This is a genomic window from Pseudomonas sp. JZ114 (assembly GCF_051027705.1).
Classification (GTDB): Bacteria; Pseudomonadota; Gammaproteobacteria; order Pseudomonadales; family Pseudomonadaceae; genus Chryseomonas; species Chryseomonas luteola.
Genome location: NZ_CP069257.1, coordinates 349291 through 372413, shown reverse-complemented (window position 1 = coordinate 372413; position 23123 = coordinate 349291). Strand labels below are relative to the sequence as shown.

The window sequence follows — 23123 nt, the reverse complement described above, 5'->3', positions numbered from 1 at the left end:
CATGAAACTTGAGCGAAATACATTGTTAATTCTCGCTGTTCTGGCCGCCCTGTTTCCTATGCTAGTGACCGACCAGTACGTCCTGCATATTGGCATCATGGTGCTGTTCTACGCTGTATTGGCCAGCAGCTTAAACCTGATCGTCGGTTATGTGGGCGAGTTCTCCCTCGGCCACACGGCCTTTCTAGGACTGGGCGCCTACACGTCAGCAATTCTGGCAACCCGTTACGGACTGCCAATGTGGGCGACCGTACCGTTGGCAGGGGTTATCTCAGCCGCACTGGGATCGGTGATAGGTGCAATTACGCTGCGCCTGCAGGGTCCCTACTTTGTGATCATCACACTGGCCTTCGCTGAAGTACTGCGCATCCTTGCCAATAACTGGGTTGGAGTAACCAATGGACCTATGGGTATTGCCGGTATTCCCCAGCCAGAGATCCTGTCGGCAGCATCGACGTTATACTCCAAGCGCCTCTACTTCTATATTGCCCTGGCGATTACCGCCGTGGCGTTGTACCTGGCCTACCGCTTCGTCTATTCCAGTACCGGGCGCGCCGCTGTAACTGTTCGTGAAAACCGCTACGTTGCTCAGTCAGTTGGCATCCAGCCATTTGCCTACGCGATGCAAGCCTTTGTGCTCGGGGCATTTCTCGCGGGGCTCGCTGGTGGTTTCTACGCGCACTACATTTCCTTCGTAGGTGCCGATGTGTTCCGCTTCAGCTTTATGGCCACCATGATCATCATGGTGCTGATCGGTGGTAAAGGCACCCTGCTCGGCCCGCTGGTGGGCGCGCTGCTGGTCACACTGATGGAGGAATATCTGCGCGAAGCCCAAGAGCTAAGAATGTCGATCTTCGGCCTGATCGTGATGCTTGTGGTGCTGTTCCTGCCCAAGGGCCTGATGGGCTTCCTGACTCTCCGCCGTGAGCGTCATACCGGCAAAGCCGAGTACGCAGACGATATCCAACGTATTCAACCCCAAGGAGGCGCCGTATGAGCAGCGTGCAGCCTTTCCTCTCTCCCTTGTTGTCCGCCCATGGACTGGGAAAGACTTTTGGCGGGCTCAAAGCCGTTCAGGACATCAATTTTGAGGTGAAAGCGGGCGAAATATTTGGCTTGATTGGCCCCAACGGCGCTGGCAAAACCACCTGTTTCAACCTGATCACGGGCTTTTATACGCCCTCCGCCGGCCGCGTGATGTTCAAGGGTGAAGACATTACAGGCAAAAAGCCATACGCCATCGCCCAGAGAGGCCTGGTACGCAGTTTTCAGAAGACCAATGTACTTAAGTCATTGACGGTTTTCGAGAATGTGCTGGCCGGACATTACCTGAGCGCAAGGCAGTCGCTCCTGAACACCTATTTTCCACGTACCCATGTCCGCCAGGCCGAACAGGCGGCTCGCGACAGCGCCGCACAGATCGTTGAGATCATGGGCTTATCCAAGCGCATTAACACACCTGCCCACGTATTGTCGTGTGGTGAGTTGCGCCTTCTGGAAGTGGGAGTTGCGCTTGCCGCCAAGCCCACCCTTTTAATGCTAGACGAACCTGCCGCAGGGCTTAACAGCCAGGAAGCACTGGCCTTTGGCGAAACGCTGAAACGTCTGAGAGAAACGCAAGTACAGTCAATCATTATTGTCGAACACAACATGGGGTTGGTGATGGGTATTTGCGATCGCCTGGTAGTGATGAACTTCGGCCAGAAGCTTGCCGAAGGCACGCCCGCTCAGGTGCAGAACAATCCACAGGTCGTTGAGGCCTATCTGGGGAAGGCACGCGCATGAATCACACCGGCCCACTGCTACATATTCGTGACCTACATGTTGCCTATGGCAAAGCTGGCGCACTTCACGGCATCGATCTAGACATTGCCTATGGTGAAATTGTTGCCTTGATTGGTGCCAACGGTGCTGGCAAGAGTACTACGCTGCGTGCGATTTCCGGCTTACTTAAGCCTACTTCCGGCTCAATTACCTGGGAGGGCAAGAGCATTACCGGCTGGAGCGCAGACCGGGTCGTGGCCCAGGGCATCGCCCATTGCCCCGAGGAGCGCCACATCTGGCCAGCCATGACCGTCAAGGAAAATCTCATGCTGGGTGGCTTCCTATGCCGCTCCAATGTCGAGATTGAAGACCGTATCGGCATGGCCTTTCACCGTTTCCCGCGCCTTCGTGAACGGCAGAAACAACTTGCCGGCACGTTGAGCGGTGGTGAACAGCAGATGCTGGCCATTGCCCGTGCGTTGATGTCTGAGCCGCGTCTGCTGCTGCTGGACGAACCCAGCCTGGGTCTGTCTCCAAAGATGGCCGATGAAGTCTTCGAGGTCGTCCGGGAGATCAATGCTCACGGTGTAACCGTCATGGTCGTCGAACAGAACGTTTATAACGCGTTATCGATTGCCTCTCGGGCCTATGTTGTCGAGACGGGCCGCATCACGACCAGTGACGATGCGGCCCACCTGCTAAAAGACCCGGAGGTGCTTAACGCCTATCTAGGTGCTTGAGGCGTACTCCATGACTCGGGAAACCTCTAACGTTCTGCACAAGAAATTAATTAACCACTTAGTTAATAAGGAATGAATCATGAGCCGTAAGCTAAGAGTAGGCATAGTAGGTGCTGGCATTGGCGGTGTAGCCTTGGCCCGCACCCTTCAACAACAAGGCATCGAATATCATCTCTTCGAGCGCGCCAAAGCCTTCGGCGAGATTGGTGCAGGCGTACAGATGACGCCTAATGCCGTCAAGGTACTCAACGCGCTGGGTCTTGAAAGCGACTTGCAGCGCATCGGCTTTCTGCCGGAAGCCATGGTAGGCCGTAACTGGGAGACCGCCACCGAACTGTTTCGTACGCCTCTTAAAGAAAACTCCCCCAAGGTCTATGGCGCCGAATTTTTCCATGTTCACCGAGCGGACCTCCACGCCATTCTCTCCCAGGATATTCCAGACGATTGCGTAACCTTTGGTGTGCAATGCACCGGCGTCACGCGTAACTCACATTCAGCCACTGCCACTTTTTCTGATGGATCAATATTTGAGGCTGACCTGATCGTAGGTGCTGACGGCATCCATTCAGCGGTAAGGGATTCGCTCTGGGGTACTGACAAGCCGCAGTTCACCGGTCACATGTGCTGGCGCGCACTGGTACCGGTCGAGCAGCATCCTCTGCCCTTTGTAAGCCCTGATGCTTCATTCTGGATGGGTCCCAGGGCGCACGTAGTGACCTACTACGTGAAAGGCGGTAAGGCCGTAAACATCGTAGCGGTTGCCGAAACTGAGGAATGGGTCAAGGAATCCTGGACGGAGCCCAGCTCTACCGAGGAGCTAGTACAGGCTTACAGCGGTTGGCATACAAACCTGATCCAACTCTTCGAGCGCACCGATCCGACCCAAACGTATAAGTGGGGCCTGTTCGACCATGATCCCATGTCACGTTGGTCTGCAGGTCATGCCACGCTTTTAGGTGATGCCGCACATCCCATGCTGCCCTTCCTCTCCCAGGGCGCAGCCATGGCCATTGAAGACAGTTATGTACTGGCCCAGGCCCTTATTCACTTTGGAGATGATGTCCTGACCGCGCTGGAGGCCTACGAGAATGAGCGCCGCCCACGCACTTCTCAGGTTCAACTGCAGGCACGCGAGCGCGGCCGGACCTATCACCTCTCCTCCCCCGAGGAGTTGCGCAAGCGTGATCTGGCCTACCAGCAGGAGCAGGCCAAGAATCCCAACGCGGTCGGCATTCGGGCTGAGTGGATCTATGAGTACGACGCCACTATCTGCCGCCAACGTTTTGAAGCCGAGCAGTTAACGGCCTAAGCCAACGCATAAGGACAATAACCATGCAAACGCTGTATCGAATCGGGCAAATCGTACCCAGCTCCAACACCACAATGGAAACCGAGATCCCGGCAATGCTCACCGCTCGCCAGCTGATCCGTCCCGAGCGCTTTACCTTCCACTCCAGCCGTATGCGCATGAAGCATGTGAAAAAGGAAGAGCTGGCCGCCATGGATGCTCAGTCCGACCGTTGCGCCCTTGAGCTGTCCGATGCCCGTGTCGATGTCCTGGGGTACGCCTGCCTTGTGGCCATCATGAGCATGGGGCGGGGCTATCATCGCGAGTCCCAGGCGCGCCTGACCCAGGTCACCCGCGATAACGAGGCTGAAGCGCCAGTGATTACCAGTGCAGGCGCGCTTGTCGATGGGCTCAAGGTGCTGGGTGCCAGGCGCATCGCCCTGGTTGCGCCCTACATGAAGCCGCTGACCGAGCTAGTGGTCGATTACATTCAGCACGAGGGTATCGAGGTCAAGGTCTGGCATGCCCTGGAAATCCCCGACAACCTTGCCGTTGCCCGGCACGATCCGTCCAACCTGCCCAGTATCGTCGCGGAACTGGATCTCGAGGGTGTCGACGCTATCGTGCTGTCGGCCTGTGTGCAGATGCCGTCGCTCTCTGCCGTGGCCAAGGTCGAGGCTCAGACCGGCAAGCCTGTCATCACGGCAGCCATCGCCACCACGTACGCCATGCTCAAGGCCCTTGGCCTCGAACCCATCGTGCCGGGGGGCGGTGCCCTGCTGTCCGGTGCTTATTAAGGAGGATGCAATGACTAACTATCTGTATGGCGCCAATGCTCAGGCCAACGGCATTCGCCAGCACTATCTGCGCTATGGCGGACAGGGCCTGCCCCTCATCGTGATCCCCGGAATTACCAGCCCGGCCGTGACCTGGGGCTTTGTGGCCGAGCGCCTGGGACGCCACTTCGATGTGTATGTGCTGGATGTACGCGGCCGGGGTTTGTCGGAAGCGTCACCCACGCTGGACTATAGTCTCGATGCTCAGGCGGCTGATGTCGCCGCCCTGGCCGATGTGCTGGGTCTTGCGCGCTACGCCGTGCTCGGACATTCCATGGGCGGCCGTATCGCCATACGCATGGCCTGCCGGCTCAAGCCCCAGGGCCTTGAGCGTCTGATCATTGTCGACCCACCAGTTTCCGGCCCGGGCCGTCGCTCCTATCCGAGCGGCCTGCCCTGGTATGTCGACTCCATTCGCCAGTCGCTCGAGGGCATGGGTGCTGAGGATATGCGTGTCTTTTGTCCCACCTGGACGGAAGAGCAGCTGCGCTTGCGGGCCGAATGGCTGCATACCTGCGATGAGCGCGCCATCGTGGCCAGCTACAACGGCTTTCATGAAGACAATATCCATCAGGATCTGCCGCACATTAACCTGCCGACCCTGCTGATAGTGGCCGGGCGCGGCAATGTGCTCCTGCCCGAAGACATAGAGGAGATCCAGGGCCTCATGCCGGACGTGACGGTAGCTCGGGTAGAAAACGCTGGACATATGATCCCCTGGGATGACGAGGAAGGCTTCTACCAGGCCTTTGGCCACTTTCTGGGTACCCCTGTTTAAGAGGACCGCGACATGGCTATCAGCGATATCGATCTGATCAACGCCTGGAAACAGGTGCTCACCCTTTCCAAGCTCAAGGCCGGTGATATTGTAACCGTGCTGACCAGCGACACCACACATCCACAAACCTTGCGCACCGCCCTAATCGCAGCGGCAGGCTTGGGCGCGCGGGTGAATCGACTCGACCTGCCTCCGGTTAATGGAGAGAAGGCGCATAGCCGTGACAGCCTGGCCTATCTGGGCACCACGCCGCTTACCGGCAACCGCGCTGCCATCGCCGCGCTCAAGGAAAGCGACCTGGTGCTGGATCTGATGACGCTGCTGTTCTCACCCGAACAGCACGAAATCCTGAGCTCGGGTACCAGGATTTTGCTGGCAGTCGAGCCGCCGGAAGTGCTGGCCCGCCTGGTGCCGACCGAGGCCGACCGAGCCCGCGTATTTCGAGCCGCTGCTCAACTCGAAGGAGCCCGGGAAATGCATGTTGTCTCCCGGGCCGGTACGGACCTACGCTGCCCGCTGGGGCAGTATCCGGCCATCAAGGAGTATGGCTTTGTGGATGAGCCCGGCCGTTGGGATCACTGGCCCAGCGGCTTTATCCTGACCTGGCCCAACGAGGCGCAGGCTAACGGCCGTATCGTGCTGGACAAGGGCGATATCCTTCTGCCGCAAAAATGCTACGTGAACGAACCCATCACTCTAACGGTAAAGGAAGGTTATATCACCGCTATCGAAGGTGGACTCGATGCCGAGCTGCTCAGGGACTATATGGGTGAGTTCAACGACCCGGAAGCCTATGCGCTGTCACATATCGGCTGGGGCCTGCAGAAGCGGGCGCGCTGGTCGACCCTATCGCTATATGACCGCGAATCCACTATTGGCATGGACGCCCGCGCCTTTGAGGGCAACTTTCTTTGCTCGATGGGTCCGAACAACGAGGCCGGAGGCGACCGCGTCACGGCATGCCATATCGACATTCCCATGCGCAACTGCACGATCAGCCTGGACGGCAACGTGGTGGTACGTGAGGGAAAGATCATCGACAACCCTGCTGAGTAAGGAGACAGACGATGCAACGCGATGAAGCGGTTTACCAGCGCCAGGGATTTGGAGCTCAGTTGGGTATCCAGGGACAGATTGGCCTGCTGATTATTGATTTCGTGAACGGCTTTGCCGACTCAAAAGTATTTGGCGGCGGCAATATTCCCGAGGCGATTCAGGCTACCGTGCCGGTGCTGGCAGAGGCAAGACAGCGCGGCTGGCCTGTAGCGCACAGCCGGATCGTGTTTGCCGACGACGGCAGCGATCAAAATATCTTTACGCTCAAGGTACCCAGCATGCTTAGCCTTAAGGAGCATGAGCACAACAGTGCCATTGTGCCGGAGCTGGAACCGGCCGAAGGCGAGCTGGTAGTGCGCAAGACGGTACCGTCGGCCTTTTTCGGGACGGGACTTTCCGCCTGGCTAACTCAACGCGGCGTGCAAACGCTCCTGATAGCCGGAGCCGTGACCAGCGGCTGCGTGCGGGCGAGTGTGGTGGATGCGATGTCCTATGGCTTTCGTCCGGTGGTGCTGGCCGACTGCGTAGGTGACCGCGCCCTGGCCCCGCATGAAGCGAACCTGTTCGACATGGAGCAAAAGAACGCTGATGTCTGCTCATTTGCAGAGCTGCTGAATCAGTTCGCCCATTAGAACCGGTCATACCAGACCCGGTGTCATCACCGGGTCTGCTTAGTTACACTGTACTTAATCAAATAATACCCTGCGGCTTTGGAGCATAATGGATACGGTGAATGTCAGCGGCCGTCGAGGCGTAAGCATTAAGCGCAGCCGAGCCGCGGCGAAAAACAAACCAGGGCGTCCTGAAGGGTCAAGTAACGTACGTGATGAGATCCTCAACGCGGCCGAGTTTTTATTTGCTGACTTGGGCTATGCAGGAACAACGCTACGCGAGATTGCCGAGGCTGCCAAGGTTACCCAAGCGCTGATCAATTACTATTTCGGTTCTAAGTACGGCTTATTTGAAGAGGTGTTTCTGCGCCGTGGCCGAAAAATCTCCGAAGAGCGGTTGCGTCGGCTTGAAGAGCTGAAATGCGCGGGGCCCCTGCAAGTTATTGATATTGTCCATGCCTTTCTCACGCCTACGCTAGCGCTACGTAGTAGCAAGGCGGGCCGGGCTTTTATTCGCCTCCAGGCGCGTCTGCATACCGAACCTCCTGAAATCTCTTATAAGCTCAGAAACGAAGCCTATGACATGTCCACGAAAGCCTATGTAGAGGCCTTTCGTATGGCCCTTCCTTACATCAGCGAGTGCGAAGCCTATTGGCGTGTCACGCTGATGGTGGGTGCCTACATGTATGCCTTTTCTGATACCCACCGGCTTGAGCAACTGGCTGGGGATATCTGCCACCCGGAAGACTCTGAAGAGGTGTTAAAACAGATGAGTGCTTTTGTGACCGCTGGAATGCAAGCTCCTTCTTGCACTTAATCTGTACCGGTCAACTGTGTTCGGCCTACGACTTAGTACGTCGCTGAGGCCAGCTTGACCTGCTTTACAGGTCTCTTTCCAGGTTTGGTTATCACCTCCTCCCACTGCCCATTTCATCTGAAAAGTAGCTTCATAATTATTGGGCACCTAGAGCGCAGCAGTTATTCAGTAACACAGCGTCGACGGGCGGCTACCATCAACATGGTATGCAGCTTACGGCTAGCCGGGAAAGGCTTCGGCGATAAAGGTGTAGTAGAAGCCAAACAGGAAAAGACCATACTGTTCTAGAGCGCTGCCGACGTCACGGTAAAATCAAACCTATCCTCGCGCAGGCAGCGGCAGCATGAATTTATAATTTTGTTGCTATTTTTAGCAACAAAATTCACTAGTTTATTTACGCCTCTGCTGCGAACGTTTTAGCGGCCTGGTTTCAGTTGAAGTCTTTCAGTAGGTAGTCAACGATCAATACCGGTTCTACTTATTCACGTGATTTACGTGGCACCTTAAACAGGGCAAGCCGCATCTCATGCGACATTGCTATCAGACCTGCCCATTTGACATCCTCCCCGCCCTAAAGGACGGGATACCCACAAATGGACGTTCAAGCGCGAGCGCGAGAATATTCCTGGCCGCGTTGATATCGCGATCGTGAGCGTCACCGCACTCACAGCAGGTCCACTCTCTTATACGCAACCCATTGATACCTTTTGAATCCATTGGGGAGCTGCAAGCTGAACAGGCGCGGATAGTGTACGCTTCTCGCTAGAGGGGATTTTCCATAGTGTCTGCGCTGAACTCGTTGAGTTCACTGGCGAGCCTGACCATATGCATTTGCTAGTGCACTATCCGCCAAAGGTAGCGCTTTCGCGACTCGTGAATAGCCTCAAGGGCGTCTCTAGCAGGCGACTGCGGCTGATACATCCGGAACTCGTGGTAGCTGCGTATCTAATAACGCCCTATGGAGTCCAAGCTACTTTGCGGGCAGCGTTGGCGGGGCGCCGCTATCGGTCATACGCCAGTACATCGAGTAGCAGAACAGGCCGCATTAGGGCCGCTTCGCGGTTGGCACTATCTCCTCGCCGCACTAAAAGCATAGGGAATGTTACTATCTTTGGTAACCTTACGGCTGATTGAACCGACAGTTGATTTACGGACTTACCTGTAAACGACATTTAATCCTTATCACGGCAGAAACATTCTGAAATGATTCGGCGCCTCGCCAATTGGACGGGCGACTCTTGGCCCGTTGTTGCTCTGTTCATCGGCCCTGAGTCCGTCCTTCAAGGCGCTGACCAAGGAGTACATGATGTCGAATGAGCACGCGATCCGTCGCGATTTAGGGCCTCTGGCTTTAATGTTTGCTGGGCTGGGGTCGATCATCGGCTCCGGCTGGTTGTTTGGTGCCTGGCATGCTGCCCAGCTGGCAGGCCCCGGGGCTATCTATGCGTGGTTTTTAGGTGCAGTGATCATTCTTTTCATCGCGCTGACCTATGCCGAGCTGGGTGCCATGTTTCCAGAGTCGGGCGGCATGGTGCGCTATGGGCACTACTCGCACGGCTCTCTGGCAGGGTTTGTTGGCGGGCGGGCCAACTGGATTGCGATTGTATCCTCTATCTCTGTCGAGGCCGAGGCGTCCGTTCAGTATATGACGTCCTGGCACTGGCAATGGGCGCAGGACCTTTACAGTGTCAGCGGTCATGGCGAGTTGAGTATAACCGGTCTGATACTGGCCGCGCTCCTGGTAGTCGTGTACTTCCTGCTCAACTTTTGCGGTGTCAAGCTCTATGCCCGCAGTAACAGCGCAATCACGATATTCAAGTTAGTGGTACCGGCACTGACCGCCATAGCGCTCATGCTGTCAGGTTTTCACGGTGAAAACTTCACCGTCGGCATCACCGGTGGCGATCATTCCATCAGCATTTCAGCCGACCTGACAGCCGTAGCCATTAGCGGTATTGTGTTCAGTTCAATAGTTTCCATACCCCGGTAAACCTTGCAGGCGAGGTACGTAGCTGGCGAGGTACGTAACCCTGCCGTAATGTTCCTATAGGGGTGATTGGATCAATCATTATTGCCGCAGTGATTTACCTGCTGCTCCAGGCCGCTTTTCTAGGCGCTGTTCCTCCTGAGCATCTGCATGAGGGATAGGCAGGTCTTGCATACAGCTCACCTTTTGCCCAACTGGCGCTGGCCTTGAGCCTGAACTGGCTGGCCTTTCTGCTCTATGCGGACGCCTTTGTCAGCCCGAGCGGAACGGGCGCAGCCTATACCGCCTCGACTGCGCGGATGATCTACGGTATCCAGCGTAACGGCACCCTCCCCGCTCTGTTTGGACAGGTTCATCCATAAGTTCGAAATTCCCCGTCCGGCCATGTGGCTGAATCTTGTAATAGCGTTTGTTTTCTTATTCTTTTTCCGCGGGTGGGATACGCTGGCGGCTGTTATTTCCGTAGCCACTGTTATTTCTTGCTTGACCAGGCCGGCAAGTGTCATGTCCCTGCGACGGACAGCACCAGAGCTCTATCGCCCCTTGCGAATCCAAGGGCTTGCCAAAAAAGAGATAGGGGCTAGATGCCTTATTGTATGTAACGGTACAGCAGACGCCAGCATGCTAGCAGGCGCCCGTTAACACTATATGACACGAGTACGACGACATACCTGGATGCCTAGACATATTTCAAATACTAAACAATTGGCTTTCTGCTGACAGATATGTCGCTATCACATGAGTTAAGTAGACTTGGCGCCGCTCTGGATCTCCGCGTCGATAGAAGGCTTTCTTATTGACAGAATAGCTACCAAGGAAATAGCCACGGTAACGAGCATATATAAGGCTACTGGGTGCCAGTTGCCATCGTACTTGGCTAGCAGCCATGTAGCGATTAGCGGAGCCGTTCCGCCTGCCAGAGCGGCACCCAGCTGATAGCCCAGAGTGATGCCGGTATAACGCACTCTGGTTGAAAAGATTTCAGAACACAGCGTTCCCAGAACTGCAGTGATCGGAGCCCAAAGCACACCGAAGCCAATCAGCGTTGCCAGGGTGATTCCCCATTGGCTTCGTGTACCAAGAAGCATGAAATACGGAATGATATACAGCGCGATGGCAATAATCCCGCCAACATACACCCGCTTACGACCAACCCTGTCGGACAGCCAGCCCATGGCTGGAATCGCCAGAGACGCAACCAGCGCTCCAATCATTACCGAGTGCAGCGCAGACGTTTTTTCATAGCCAAGGTTGCTCACCGCATAGCTGACTACAAAGGTAGAGAAGATGTAGAACGGAGCGGTTTCGACAACCTTGAGTCCAGCAGCGATTAGCACCTCCCGCCAGTGGTAACGCAGGGTTTCCGCTAGCGGCTGCTTGGCCACGTTACCGGTGTCCTTCGCTTTCTGAAAATCGGGGGTTTCATCTAGGCCATGACGAATCCAGAGCCCAAGAAATACCAGTCCTGCACTCATGACGAACGGCACGCGCCATCCCCAGGAGAGAAAATCCTTCTCTGGCAACATGGCCATCAAGCTAACAGCCATCGTCGCGAGTAGCATTCCAAGTGTTACACCTACCTGTGGCACGCTACCAAAGAGCCCCTTACGATGGCCTGGGGCATATTCATACGCTAACAGTAACGCCCCACCCCATTCACCACCAATACCCAACCCTTGAATCACTCGAAGAAGAATCAAAAGCATGGGTGCCCATATTCCGATCTGCTCATACGTGGGCAAGCATCCAATCAATACTGTAGCGCCCCCCATTAGCGACAACGTAATGACCAGCGTTTTCTTGCGGCCAATCCGATCGCCGATATGGGCAAACAACACGCCACCAATGGGACGAATGAAGAAAGTCAGCGAAAACGACAGGTACGCCAGCAGCAGGCCAACCACCGGATCAAAGTTTGGAAAAAAGAGCTTATTGAAAACCAGCGCTGCAGCGGTGCCATAGAGAAAGTAGTCAAACCATTCAATGGAGCTTCCGGTAAGACTGGCGATTAGGGCACGCCGTCGGGTTTGGGCGGATGTAATGAGATGGCTCATTAATATTGTCCTGCTTGTTATCGGTGGAAGCCGCTTGCTCGGCCTCTAGCATCACATGGTTGCACCTGCGACCTTTTGATCCTAAAACAAGCATTAACGGGTGAAACCACACTTTTTCTTATAGGTATAACTAAAAATAGTAGTGAAGGCAGGCAGCTATTTTTATCGGGCGGAAACGCAGCATTTTCGGACTTCATGGGCGGTAAATGAGCGCTTTATTAAGATTTTTTGAGGGTAAAAAGTAGTTGCACCTTGGTTGCACCTCCAAAGATCATAGGGTTAACCTGATCTTACTGACATAGCCAGGATCACAACAGGTAATAATAAGATGGCTACTTTCACCGATGACGTTAAGCGTGACGATGTGACCCGCTGGTATTCCAGGCGAGGTTCTCCACTAGCAGACAAAGCGTTTCGTAAATCGGACAAGTCCAAGAACTGTAAGCTCCCGGCCGTAGGAATCGTTGTCAGGCTGGACAACTTGAGAAGCATAAAGGCTATCAAAACCAGATATCAGGGTTTTCCGTACCCTTCACGGGAAACCGAGGGACTGATTACCTCTTTGGCTATCCGCTGACATCCTACTGATACCAGCCTCAGTGGTGGCGATGAATATATACCTATGGTGAAAGACTTGAGCATTTATTACTCCCTGCCATAGACGCTAAAGCCTACAAACACAAACCAGTATAGCGTCCGAGGGATCGCACCTCCCAATAACAAACAACAAGGAACGATATGAGAGCTCTTTTTCTCGGCTACGGCCGCATGGGCAGCGCTATTGGTGAAGCCTGGTTATCCGCCGGGCTGGTTGACCGCATTGTTGCGGTTGATCCAAACCTGGAAACTGCTGGCAAAGCTACTGTGTACAGCACTATAAAAGCGGTTCCAACCGAACCATTTGACATTATCGTGGTTGCGGTTAAGCCTGCCTACACCTGCGAGGTTCTTGCAGGGCTACCTGATGCGTTATGTCAGAAGGCTGTGATGATCTCTGTTGCAGCAGGGATCACCGTCCCAAGCCTCGGCAATGCCCTACGCAACCGGTGCCCGATCGTACGTGCGATGCCCAATAGCCCGGTACTGGTTGGTGCAGGCTGCACCGGGCTGTATACCGATAATACGTTGAATGAAACTAAACGCGATTTGGTTACGCGGCTGTTCTCCACCGTTGGCTTCGCCTGTTGGGTTGAACATGAAGACCTGCTGGATGCAGTTACTGCTATATCTGGTAGCGGCCCTGCTTACTATCATTTATTTAGTGAAGCGCTCGAGACGGCTGGCGTAGCCCTTGGACTAAAACCGGAACTCGCTAAGGTCCTGGCGGCACAGACAGCCCTCGGTGCTGCGCTTCTGCAAAACCAACCAGGAGCGGACTTTGCAGCACTGCGCACTGCCGTAACCTCACCCAACGGTACCACGGCAGCAGCGATTGCGGTGTTCGAGCAGGACCGAGTACTACGAGGCGCAGTCGAGTCTGCGACCCAGGCGGCATATCATCGCTCTCAAGAGCTTTCTCGGGACTCCTGACCCTACGCTTAACAGGCGCCGCCATGAAGTTGCATCAGCTCAAAGCACTCGTCGCAGTTTACGAAAGCGGCAGTATTCAAGAGGCTGCACGTGTATTACACCTCTCCCAGCCTGCCTTATCTAAAAGTATCAAGGAACTGGAGGCTGCTCTAGGTGTGCCGCTGCTAGTACGCTCTAATCGCGGTATTACCGCTACTGTATATGGTGAACACCTGATACGCCGAGGCCGTCTGATGCTACAAGAAGCTCGCCGCGCGCGCGAAGAGATTGAGATACTTAAAGGTGATATAGACGGCAAAGTCTCCGTGGGCATATCACCAGCCACGCCCGGCGCCCAGTTCATTGCCGCGGTTAAGCAATTTGGTAAACGCTATCCGAATGTACATCTGCAAATCCATGAAATGCGCCCGTCTAAGCTGATGGAGGGTTTACGTGAGGGGCAGCTGGATCTCATGCTCTGCTCCCAACCGGCAAGCCGTTATAGCGATGGCTTCCATTGGACAGAACTCTATACGCAGCCTGCCGTTCTGGCGGTGCGTAAGGATCATCCCTGCCGTAAAGCTCGCTCACTGAGTGAGTTACAGAATCAGCAATGGCTGCTACAGGACTCGCTGGACAAGTCCCGCATTGGCCTCATGTTCGAGCAGTACCAGATAGCCTTGCCGGAGCGTGTTATCGAATGCTCTTCAGGAGTAATGTTTTGCGAGCTGGCCCTTAATACCGATGTCATCAGCTATTGGCCTTCACGTGTATTAACGTACGTGCAGAAACTTGGCCGAGAACTGGAGGTGCTTAATTTGCAGGAAGAGGTGCCGCCACTAAACATTTCGCTGGTCTACCGTAATCAGGAACAGATCACCCGCAGCGCAATGGCATTAGCCGAAGAGTTAATGTACGTCTATAGGAATCCAAATGCTCCGAAACTTAACGAGTTTGAGGGCCTGACGATGCGCTGAACGGACAAAGTGGCTGGCTGTGACATAACCCTAGAAAGCCCGAAAACTACCCGCGAAGTTATATGTAGGCTGGCCTAGGGATAGGCTCCTTTAGTAGCTGGCATAAGCGATATGCGCTTGAGAATTGGCCGCCATGACAGCTCTATCCGTTTATCATAGAAATGTAATAGGGTTACTTTTCAACGATTATTGACCTATTAAAGTAGTATCGTTTGATGTTAATAAAACTGCTTCCAACCCTCTACTCACGCCTAACCCGATAGGCATCAGTACTGCCGCAATGCCCCTCTAAACTTACAGGACGTTTTCTTCAGCCTCCCAAATATGCTCTGGTAGATCAGTCATTAACGGTTTACCGCTTCGTTATTGAGAAGTACAGCGTCAGCACCCAACTCATGAGCGTCACCCATAATGGTTTCACCATAGGGCGTAGGACTTCTTAACAGGTGAATGCCATAACGTTCTAATAGTGTTAGTCATGCAGAATTTCTGTTCGGATGGCAGGACTGGTAATCGTGTCCTGACAATCTCCGAGACCTGATATAAACCTGCCGTTGTTGTCGTCCTGCCCTGTTCTACATGGCGTATCGGTGTAAAGAAGTTAAAGCTAACGCCCAAGTGATGCAAATGGTGACACCTTGAGGCAGCGTTTTACGTGAGTAGAGTTGCTGATCATCAAGTCCATGTAACCCAGGACGATGATGGGCAAAGCGTTCTTTGCAATGACCATTGAAACGGCACTGGGCGGAGCAGTCATTAACACATGCCAGGAATATCCTACAGCTTTACTGGCGGGCGCGATCATGGCTGGCACAGGCCTAGTGGTGCTGGTTATGGCTCGCCATCCTGTAAAGACAGCTGTCCAGCGCTGCCCTACGACAGCCGATTGAACCCAACTCCATCTTCCAGCCTAGCAAGCGCCTGGAGGATACCGCGAACGCTCGACCGCGTCGCATTATGCAAAGACCTGTCCGGTGGGCTTTACCTAGGTCATGTAGGTAAGAACCCTATACCGTTTGTATAGCCAAAAGCTTACATGGTATAGCGGTAAGTTGCTCTAACCCACCTTAAAGAAAGGCCGTAATCTACACCTATCAACTGCAGCACAGGATGTGCTCAGAGAGATCAAGGATGATTGATCATCGCCTGGATGGCAGCTCGACAGGACGTTGAGTATGATCAACAAGAACCCGCTTCGGCGGGTTTTTTGTTGTCTGTAAGTAAAGCTATTCCGGTTGCTTAGCGGTAACTCCTAAAGAAACTTGGAGTAGAGACCTCTGGCTGTAGTATCTGGTAAATGAGATGCCCTTACCCCTAACAGACCGGCAACAGGATTTATTGGCCGCACTCTTAAGGCGTGCCCCAAGAGCGGGCTACCTTGCCCTGGCAGTCGGCGATGCCCTGGATCCTGTATCAGCGCTTATCAATGACGGCCCCATGCTGCGTGACATGGTAATAGCGTTGTTTGAGCGCTGGTCAAAGGATCCTGCCGGAATGACGCCTACTCTTCAGGAGCATCTGGAAATCTGGCGTGACTACGGTGCATTAACCAGCGCTTCGTATGAGACGTTACTTGAAAAGATAAAGCTTAGGTAATGTGAAATTACCTGTGTATTCAGCCGCCCTATTGTGCCTGCAGGCTAGAAGAACATACCTTACGTGCGGGCTTGTTTCGGTCTCTCCATAGCCGTTGGCTTCCCCTGGATGCAGTCTCGCCATCGACGATGTAGTTGTACTCCACACGTGATACTGATGGTCTAATAAGACTACATCGCAGCTTTAGCCTAATAAGAGACGGCCATGGACAGGCAGTAACGGACTGCCTGAACCGTTACCCCTTAACCTGTAAAGGCTCCAGGCGTATATGTCACGGCTGGTAAAGGCATCGTCGTTTCCTGCCTGACCATCAGAGCAGGAGCAAGAGGCCGCCTCAGGAACCTGCACGGGGAACTGGCTGCGGTTGTAACGACGATGATTCTTTGCGCTTGCAAGGCAAGGCTGAACTGATCCCGGCAGGTGTATCACGGGATCAGTCCAGTAGAGGATGTACTCACATATCAAAGGCGGATGGAAGCACAATCATGTCGCGGATAGTGACGTTACGTGGTCGCGTCAATATGTACATGACGGCATCTGCAACTTCCTTGGGCTCGATGATACTGCCGCTTTCCTTGGCTTTCCTGAGGTTCTCCTCTGGCCAGTCAGCCAGCAAAGCGCTCAGAACGGGGCCAGGAGAAACCGCCGAGACGCGAACACCGGCTTGTTGACCTGACGCCGTACAGTCTGGACAAAACTGTTGATCGCCCACTTGGACATGGCATAGACCGGCTCCCAGGACACCGGGAAATGGCCTGCAACTGACCCGTTCACCACAATGTTTCCAGTGCCGCGCTCAATCATATGCGGAAGCACATCGTGGACATTCTTCATCACTGCATTGACGTTGAGGTTGGGTATGCAATCGATGCCTGCCGAGTTTGCTTCCAAGAGGTCCCCACCGATATAACTACCAGCATTGGCATAGAAAATATCGAGCTGCCCCACCTTTTCCAGGTCACTTGGCAAAAGCGAGGCACAACTCTCTGGATTGAGCAGATCGATCACTAGAGGAATCGCTGAGTCACCTGTGCCGCCAGCCTCAGATGCCAAACGGTTACGTGATACTGTAACACTTTAGGTGGAATAGGTAATAATTCTCTGACGTTAATCCCAGGGAGCTATTATCCAGCCAGTGATGATTGAGCCCATGCGGACATCTGCAGCAAAGCATGTTTATTTTAGACCCTGGGCAGTGGCAAGCTAACCTGAAAGGCTCTACCGTGATATTGGTTCAAGTCATGTTCCGAAGGGTTATTGAATCGGTAGCAAGAGCAACGGTAACTAGCTGATCCCGTACCGCTGCAGTACGATGTAAGGTCTGCATGCTTGGACATTGATAAAATCAAAACAGCATGTGTCACAGACGTTTCCAGATAAATCCATCAAGCGCTCCAAAAAGACTTAGCGGTTTAACTCTGAAATTTTCCAATAACCCTATTTGAAAATCGACCTATGCGCCGTATTAGAGTGCTTTTTGTCATTATTATCATAGGGTTAGTAGGCACAGGTCTGTATTTCCAGCATTCGCCCCCCTCTGAGCAATCATCCTCTACACCCACTATCGTACCGGTGGTGACCCAGACCGTTGAGCGTCGGGATGTCCCTGTACTCTTGCGAGCCTTAGGTCATGTCAGACCGTTGAGTAATATCGAGGTCCGCCCTCAGGTCGAGGGCCTGCTTGTCTCTCTGCCGGTAAGAGAAGGACAACGGGTCCGCAAAGGCGATCTGCTGGCGCAAATCGATGATCGTGCGATACGTGCCAATGTTCGTCAGGTTGAGGCCGAGCGGGATGTAACACGCGCCGAGCTGGATATCGCTCGTACGGACCTTCGCCGCTATCAAGGGCTTGTAAGGGATCATGCAGCGCCTGCACAGACGCTGGATCAACAGAAGGCATTGGTCGCACAACTGGAGGCTACGCTGGATCTACGAGAAGCCGCTGTGGCAGCCGCCAAGGTCCAACTGTCCTATACGCGGCTTTACTCTCCTATCGAAGGCCGGGTAGGGATTCGTAATACGTTCGAAGGCAGCCTCGTCCGTGCCAGCGACACGACAAGCCTGTTTTCGATTGTGCAAACCAACCCGATCAGCATCGAGGCGAGCCTACCGCAGTCACGCCTGCCCGACCTGCAGCGAATGCTGGCGCAAAAAAACGAAGCACCGGTGCGCGCCTACTATGAGGATGGTGGTGCGCTTATTGCCGAAGGGAAACTCTCGCTTATCGATAACCGAGTAGATGAAAGCACCGGCACCCTTCGAGTAAAAGCATTGTTCGCCAATGGCGATGAACATCTATGGCCCGATCAATCCGTCGTAGTGGCATTTCAATCCCAACTACTCAAGGATGCACTGGTCATCACCTCACAAGCCATCCGGCAAGGTGCGGAGGGTACTTATGTGTGGCGTGTGGAACATGGCAAAGCTACACCGGTTACCGTAAAGCTTATACATGACGCCGATGGACTGGCGGTTGTCGAAGGGCTACAGGTGGGTGATCAGGTCGTTGTCGATGGCCAGTCGAGACTTCGTCCAGGCACAGAAGTCAAGTCAACTCAAGGCACGGAGCCGGTTGAAGGTAACCGCTCATGAGGAGCCGTAACCTTTATGCCTTGTGTATCGATCATCCCATCGGCACTGTGCTGCTGGTAATCGCACTGATCCTATGCGGCATCCTGGCGTTTAATCGCCTGGCTGTCGCCCCGCTCCCGGAAGTGGACGCGCCGACCATCGAGATAGAAGCCGACATGCCCGGAGCCAGTGCCGAGACAATGGCGTCCTCTGTAGCTACGCCCTTGGAGACACAGCTCAGCTCCATTCCCGGCATTGCCGACATCTCATCCACAAGCTCACTGGGTCAGACCCAGATCGTTCTGGAGTTTATCCTCAACAAGAATATCGACGTGGCAGCCCAGGAAGTGCAAGCGGCGATCAACGCGGCCTCCTCACGACTGCCGGCCGATTTGCCCAGTTTACCTACATGGCGCAAGATCAATCCGGCCGACACGCCCATCCTGATCCTGTCGGTTACCTCGAAGACGCTTTCACCTTATGAGGTCAGCGATCTGACCGAAACATCATTGTCGCGTCAGCTCAGCCAGATCAATGGTGTCGGAATGATTCGTCTGAATGGTCTGCAGCGTCCGGCCATTCGTATTCAGGCACGACCTGAATTGCTGGCAGCCGCAGGCGTCACCTTGGCGGATGTACGCACCGCCATTCAGAACGCAAGCGGTAACCAGCCTAAGGGAGCCCTGGTAGGTACCTACCGCCTTTCTACCCTGGAAACCAATGGCCAGCTTTTTTCCGCCGCTAATTACGCCGACGTAGTAGTAGCGTATCGCCAGGGAGCGCCGGTACGCGTGGGTGATGTCGCCAAGGTTAGCCAAAGTGGTGAGAATGAATACACCCAAGCCAACATGAATGGTTCGACGGGTGTAGCCATCGTCATCCGCCGTCAACCGGGTGCGAATATTGTTACAACCGTGGATGCCATCAAGGCAGCTTTGCCCTCGTTGACCGCCGCTTTACCGGCGGATCTTCATGTACAGGTCCTGAATGACCGCACCCGAACGATCCGTGCTTCGCTACACGAGGCTGAGCTGACGCTTGCGATTGCCGTCGCACTGGTTATCGCCGTGATGGCGTTGTTTCTCAGGCAATGGTCGGCAACGTTGGTAGTTTTTGCGGTCCTGAGTACCTCCGTCATAGGTACATGCGCGGCCATGTACCTGGCCGGTTTTACGCTCAACAACCTGACGCTGGTAGCCATCATCGTCGCCGTGGGCTTTATCGTGGATGATGCCATCGTGGTGGTGGAAAACATCCATCGGCACCTGGAGGCCGGTGCGAGCCGGTATGAGGCGGCGTTACGGGGCGTTCAGGAAATCGGTTTCACTGTTGTCTCAATCAGCCTTTCGCTGGTTGCCGTGCTGATTCCGCTACTGTTCATGGGTGGCTATGTGGGCCGGCTGTTTCAGGAGTTCGCCCTGACGACGGCCGCGGCGATCCTCATTTCCGTGGTGGTCTGCCTGACCCTCGCTCCAACCCTGGCTGCCCTGTTCATGAATCCCTTGCCAGACCATTCAGGACATGGCCGCCTCATGAGCATGCTCATTGGCCGTTATGAAATCGCTCTGAACTGGGTGCTTGATCATCAACGCCTGACATTGGCCGCTTTCGTGGCCATCATTCTGCTAAACATCGCAGGCTTGGTATTGTTGCCCAAGGGTTTTTTCCCGCTGCAGGATACCGGCTTTCTGGCCGGCACCACTCAAGCCAGTGCCGATATCTCGTTTGACGCAATGAAAGCCAAACAACGTCAGCTCAATGCAATCCTTGCAAGCGATCCAGACATCATCGCCTACACCACCGACGTGGGTAATGATGGCAGCTATAGCATCGGTGGGGTTTCCGTCGTACTCAGCGATCCGGATAAACGCACCGCGTCAGCCCAGCAGATCATCGATCGCCTGCGGCCGCAGCTGGCCGAGATCCCCGATCTACGCGTTACCCTGCGCGCCGCTCAGGATATCAATATCGGTGCCCGCGCCTCCCGGGCCCAATACCAGTACGTGTTGCGTGCCCATTCGCTGGAAGAGTTGGCCACCTGGACTCCACAGTTGACCGAGCGTTTACTGCGCAGTCCGCTGTTCCGCGATGTAAACAACGACCTGCTGTTTGATGCCTCGCTCAGCCCCATCAGGATTGATCGGGAAGCGGCGGCGCGCTATGGCTTCTCTGCTCGCGATGTTGACAACGCCTTGTACGATGCGTTTGGGCAGCGTCAGATCAATGAAATGCAGACCGCCTCCAACCAGTACAAAGTAGTGCTCGAGCTAAGCCGGGATCAGCGTCGGCAGATAGAAAGCCTTGACCTCTTCCAGCTGCGCTCACCTCTAACGGGGCAGTTGGTACCCTTGGGTGCCTTTACGGATACCCAGCCCCGTAAGCCCGCTCCGGTCAGCATTAACCACAGTGGCATGCTGCCTTCGGCCAACCTGTCATTCAATCTGGCCCCTGGCGTCGCGCTGGGCGATGCGGTTACCGCACTGCAACAGATCCAGCAGGAGTTGGGTATGCCGACCGGCATCACGGGCACGTTCAAGGGAGCGGCCCAGGCCTTTCAGCAAACGCTCGCCTCGCAGCCCTTGCTGATCCTGTCGGCGCTGGTAGCCGTCTACATTATCCTCGGCGTGCTCTATGAGAGCTTCATCCACCCTCTTACGATCCTCTCCACCATTCCTTCGGCGGGCATTGGCGCCCTGCTGCTGCTCTGGCTCTGGGGAATGAATTTTTCGATCATGGCGCTGATCGGCCTCATTCTGCTGATCGGGATCGTCAAAAAGAACGGTATTCTCCTGATCGACTTCGCCCTGCAGGCACAGAGCGACCAGGGGCTGGCACCACGCGAAGCCATTCATCAAGCCTGCCTGACCCGTTTCCGCCCTATCCTGATGACAACCCTGGCGGCTTTATTCGGAGCAGTACCACTGGTGCTTGCCTTTGGTACCGGGGCAGAGCTTCGCCAGCCGCTAGGTGTTGCCATCATCGGTGGGTTGCTGTTTAGCCAGGTGCTGACCTTGCTAACCACACCTGTGATTTACCTGATGATGGATCGACACTTTGTCAGCCGTCAGTCTTTCCTTCAAGAGAATAAGGCATGAAACGTATCGCCTGGGTTGTGGGCTGCCTAGTCTTGAGTATTGGCGGTTGTGCTATTTCGCCAGCGCCGCCTGCTTCTCCGGCCGAGGGTGTCGCCATACAAGGCCTGCCCCTGCGCTGGTGGGAGGGATTCCAGGACCCTGCGCTCGATCGTCTGGTCACGCTCGCGCTAGATAACAACCTTGATCTGAAGAGTGCCATTCAGCGCATACGCGAGCAACGAGCACTTCGCCGTCAGAGCTCCAGCGCTCTGTTTCCTATCTTGCGTGGGACGGGTTCAGCCGAGGCAAGCCACAACGCGAGCGATGGCGCCGACCAGAGTTATCTATATGGCGTGGACCTGACCTGGGAAATCGACCTGTTCGGTCGATTACGTGCACAGACCCGAGCCGCCGAAGCTAACATGCAAGCCACTGCAGCCGACTATCAGGCTCTGCGCGTTAGCCTGGTTGCCGATGTGATATCTACATATTTGCGCTATCGCCTCGCACGAGAGGAAGAAACCATCGCCCAGCAGGCTGCTGACAACCAGCAACAGACGGCTAACATCACGCGTATCCGCTTCAAGGGCGGTACGGCCAGCGGCTTTGATGTAGAACGCCTGGAAGCACAGGTCAACATTACCCGAGCCACGATTCCGGCTGCCCGGGAGCAGGCCGAGTCCTCCCGGTATGGGCTGGCCTATCTGCTCAATCGGGATCAGACAGAGATCGACTCGATCCTTGCCCAGGCCGTTACGCCAAAGCAGCCTCTCATGCCAGACGTCACGGCGCTTATGGCCTTGCCTGCCACGAGCCTGCGTAACCGCCCCGACGTATACGCAACGGAGCTGCGTCTTCAGGCGTCGACAGCCGAACTGGATGCAGCCAAGGCACTACGTTATCCGCAGTTGACGCTAGGTGCGCTGGTGGGTTTTGAGCAGGGGTCAGGAACACCAGCCTGGTCGATCAGCGGCCAGGTCTTTCAACCCCTTGTCAATTTCGGACAGATTCGTGCCGCCATCGAGGCCAGCGATGCCCGTCAGCAGCAAGCCTGGCTGACCTATCAAGCCGCTCTGCTACAGGCGCTGCGGGAAGTTCGTAGCGCCCTTGCCTCTTATGGACAAGGGATGGAGCGGCAGCAGCTTTTGGCGCTAGCTACCCACTCGGCAGCCAACGCCCGCGCTCTGGCGCGTCGCCAATATGAAGCTGGTACGGTATCGCTTATCGAAGTGTTAGACGCTGAACGTGTCTACTTTGATGCCCGTCTTGACCAGGTTCAAGCAACCACCGACGTCCTGTTAAAGTGGACAGAAATCTTTCGCACGCTCGGTTTATCACCTCCTGCATGAATTGGTTATCCTGGCCCAGACCGATTGCCATTGGCAACCGCTGCCTCGCATTGGCTATTTGAGCCAAAGCACTTCCTCATACCTCTTGGATGACCTTTACACTTAGTTGCTATTAG

The 23123-nt window shown here is 54.9% G+C and carries 17 protein-coding genes and 4 pseudogenes; 18 read left to right on the top strand and 3 right to left on the bottom strand.

Annotated elements, in window-relative coordinates:
• The first annotated feature begins 1 nt into the window (after position 1).
• The 9 genes from JQR90_RS21175 (at position 2) to JQR90_RS21135 (ending at position 7890) form a co-directional block, all read left to right on the top strand.
• A complete protein-coding gene (locus JQR90_RS21175; RefSeq protein ID WP_112298045.1) occupies positions 2 to 997 on the top strand; it encodes a branched-chain amino acid ABC transporter permease in 996 nt (331 codons plus the stop codon).
• Entirely contained in the window at positions 994 to 1785 is a 792-nt protein-coding gene (locus JQR90_RS21170) for an ABC transporter ATP-binding protein (RefSeq protein WP_434141067.1), read from the top strand. The genes JQR90_RS21175 and JQR90_RS21170 overlap by 4 nt, the downstream gene beginning before the upstream one ends.
• The gene (locus JQR90_RS21165; protein WP_112298043.1) at positions 1782 to 2504 is read left to right on the top strand and encodes an ABC transporter ATP-binding protein; all 723 of its coding nucleotides are present in this window, start codon (positions 1782 to 1784) and stop codon (positions 2502 to 2504) included. Before JQR90_RS21170 ends, JQR90_RS21165 begins: the two co-directional genes overlap by 4 nt.
• A gap of 79 nt (positions 2505 to 2583) precedes the next feature.
• Positions 2584 to 3813, top strand: coding sequence for an FAD-dependent monooxygenase (locus JQR90_RS21160; RefSeq protein WP_112298042.1), 1230 nt, complete (start codon positions 2584 to 2586; stop codon positions 3811 to 3813).
• A 23-nt stretch (positions 3814 to 3836) separates the two neighbouring features.
• A complete protein-coding gene (locus JQR90_RS21155) occupies positions 3837 to 4589 on the top strand; it encodes a maleate cis-trans isomerase family protein (protein WP_112298041.1) in 753 nt (250 codons plus the stop codon).
• A 10-nt stretch (positions 4590 to 4599) separates the two neighbouring features.
• A complete protein-coding gene (locus tag JQR90_RS21150) occupies positions 4600 to 5406 on the top strand; it encodes an alpha/beta fold hydrolase (RefSeq protein WP_112298040.1) in 807 nt (268 codons plus the stop codon).
• A gap of 12 nt (positions 5407 to 5418) precedes the next feature.
• Positions 5419 to 6462, top strand: a complete 1044-nt coding sequence (locus tag JQR90_RS21145) for a 2,5-dihydroxypyridine 5,6-dioxygenase (protein ID WP_122044242.1) — start codon at positions 5419 to 5421, stop codon at positions 6460 to 6462.
• 11 nt (positions 6463 to 6473) lie between these two features.
• Entirely contained in the window at positions 6474 to 7094 is a 621-nt protein-coding gene (locus JQR90_RS21140; protein ID WP_112298038.1) for an isochorismatase family protein, read from the top strand.
• An 88-nt stretch (positions 7095 to 7182) separates the two neighbouring features.
• On the top strand, positions 7183 to 7890 hold the full coding sequence (locus JQR90_RS21135; RefSeq protein WP_112298037.1) for a TetR/AcrR family transcriptional regulator: 708 nt from the start codon (positions 7183 to 7185) through the stop codon (positions 7888 to 7890).
• 540 nt (positions 7891 to 8430) lie between these two features.
• On the opposite strand, the pseudogene JQR90_RS21130 reads toward JQR90_RS21135, so the two are convergent.
• A pseudogene (locus tag JQR90_RS21130) lies at positions 8431 to 8649 on the bottom strand (zinc ribbon domain-containing protein); the annotation flags it as partial.
• 3 nt (positions 8650 to 8652) lie between these two features.
• Here JQR90_RS21130 and tnpA point away from each other — a divergent pair.
• Positions 8653 to 8921 (top strand): annotated as a pseudogene (gene tnpA, locus JQR90_RS21125) (IS200/IS605 family transposase); the annotation flags it as partial.
• A gap of 275 nt (positions 8922 to 9196) precedes the next feature.
• Positions 9197 to 10438: pseudogene (locus JQR90_RS21120) on the top strand (APC family permease); the annotation flags it as partial.
• 182 nt (positions 10439 to 10620) lie between these two features.
• Here the strand turns inward: JQR90_RS21120 and JQR90_RS21115 are convergent.
• Complete coding sequence (locus JQR90_RS21115; protein ID WP_434141062.1) at positions 10621 to 11931, bottom strand: MFS transporter; 1311 nt, start codon at positions 11929 to 11931, stop codon at positions 10621 to 10623.
• A 738-nt stretch (positions 11932 to 12669) separates the two neighbouring features.
• Between JQR90_RS21115 and proC the strand changes: the two genes are divergently transcribed.
• From proC to JQR90_RS21095, 4 genes are all read left to right on the top strand, one after another.
• Positions 12670 to 13461, top strand: coding sequence for a pyrroline-5-carboxylate reductase (gene proC, locus JQR90_RS21110; protein ID WP_112298034.1), 792 nt, complete (start codon positions 12670 to 12672; stop codon positions 13459 to 13461).
• Positions 13462 to 13484: 23 nt separating this feature from the next.
• Positions 13485 to 14417, top strand: a complete 933-nt coding sequence (locus tag JQR90_RS21105) for a LysR family transcriptional regulator (RefSeq protein WP_286790299.1) — start codon at positions 13485 to 13487, stop codon at positions 14415 to 14417.
• A gap of 722 nt (positions 14418 to 15139) precedes the next feature.
• Positions 15140 to 15307, top strand: coding sequence for a hypothetical protein (locus tag JQR90_RS21100; protein ID WP_312483233.1), 168 nt, complete (start codon positions 15140 to 15142; stop codon positions 15305 to 15307).
• Between the two features lie 412 nt (positions 15308 to 15719).
• The gene (locus tag JQR90_RS21095) at positions 15720 to 16013 is read left to right on the top strand and encodes a hypothetical protein (protein ID WP_112298032.1); all 294 of its coding nucleotides are present in this window, start codon (positions 15720 to 15722) and stop codon (positions 16011 to 16013) included.
• A 454-nt stretch (positions 16014 to 16467) separates the two neighbouring features.
• Here the strand turns inward: JQR90_RS21095 and JQR90_RS21090 are convergent.
• Positions 16468 to 17087 (bottom strand): annotated as a pseudogene (locus JQR90_RS21090) (SDR family oxidoreductase); the annotation flags it as partial.
• Positions 17088 to 17468: 381 nt separating this feature from the next.
• Here JQR90_RS21090 and JQR90_RS21085 point away from each other — a divergent pair.
• Genes JQR90_RS21085 through JQR90_RS21075 form a run of 3 tightly spaced genes read left to right on the top strand, consistent with a single transcriptional unit; the run spans position 17469 to position 23007 of the window.
• Positions 17469 to 18605 carry an efflux RND transporter periplasmic adaptor subunit gene (locus JQR90_RS21085; protein ID WP_286790300.1) on the top strand — a complete coding sequence of 379 codons (1137 nt, stop codon included), beginning with the start codon at positions 17469 to 17471 and terminating at the stop codon, positions 18603 to 18605.
• A complete protein-coding gene (locus tag JQR90_RS21080; RefSeq protein WP_434141057.1) occupies positions 18602 to 21679 on the top strand; it encodes an efflux RND transporter permease subunit in 3078 nt (1025 codons plus the stop codon). Before JQR90_RS21085 ends, JQR90_RS21080 begins: the two co-directional genes overlap by 4 nt.
• A complete protein-coding gene (locus JQR90_RS21075; RefSeq protein ID WP_112298029.1) occupies positions 21676 to 23007 on the top strand; it encodes a TolC family protein in 1332 nt (443 codons plus the stop codon). The genes JQR90_RS21080 and JQR90_RS21075 overlap by 4 nt, the downstream gene beginning before the upstream one ends.
• The last annotated feature ends 116 nt before the right edge of the window (positions 23008 to 23123 follow it).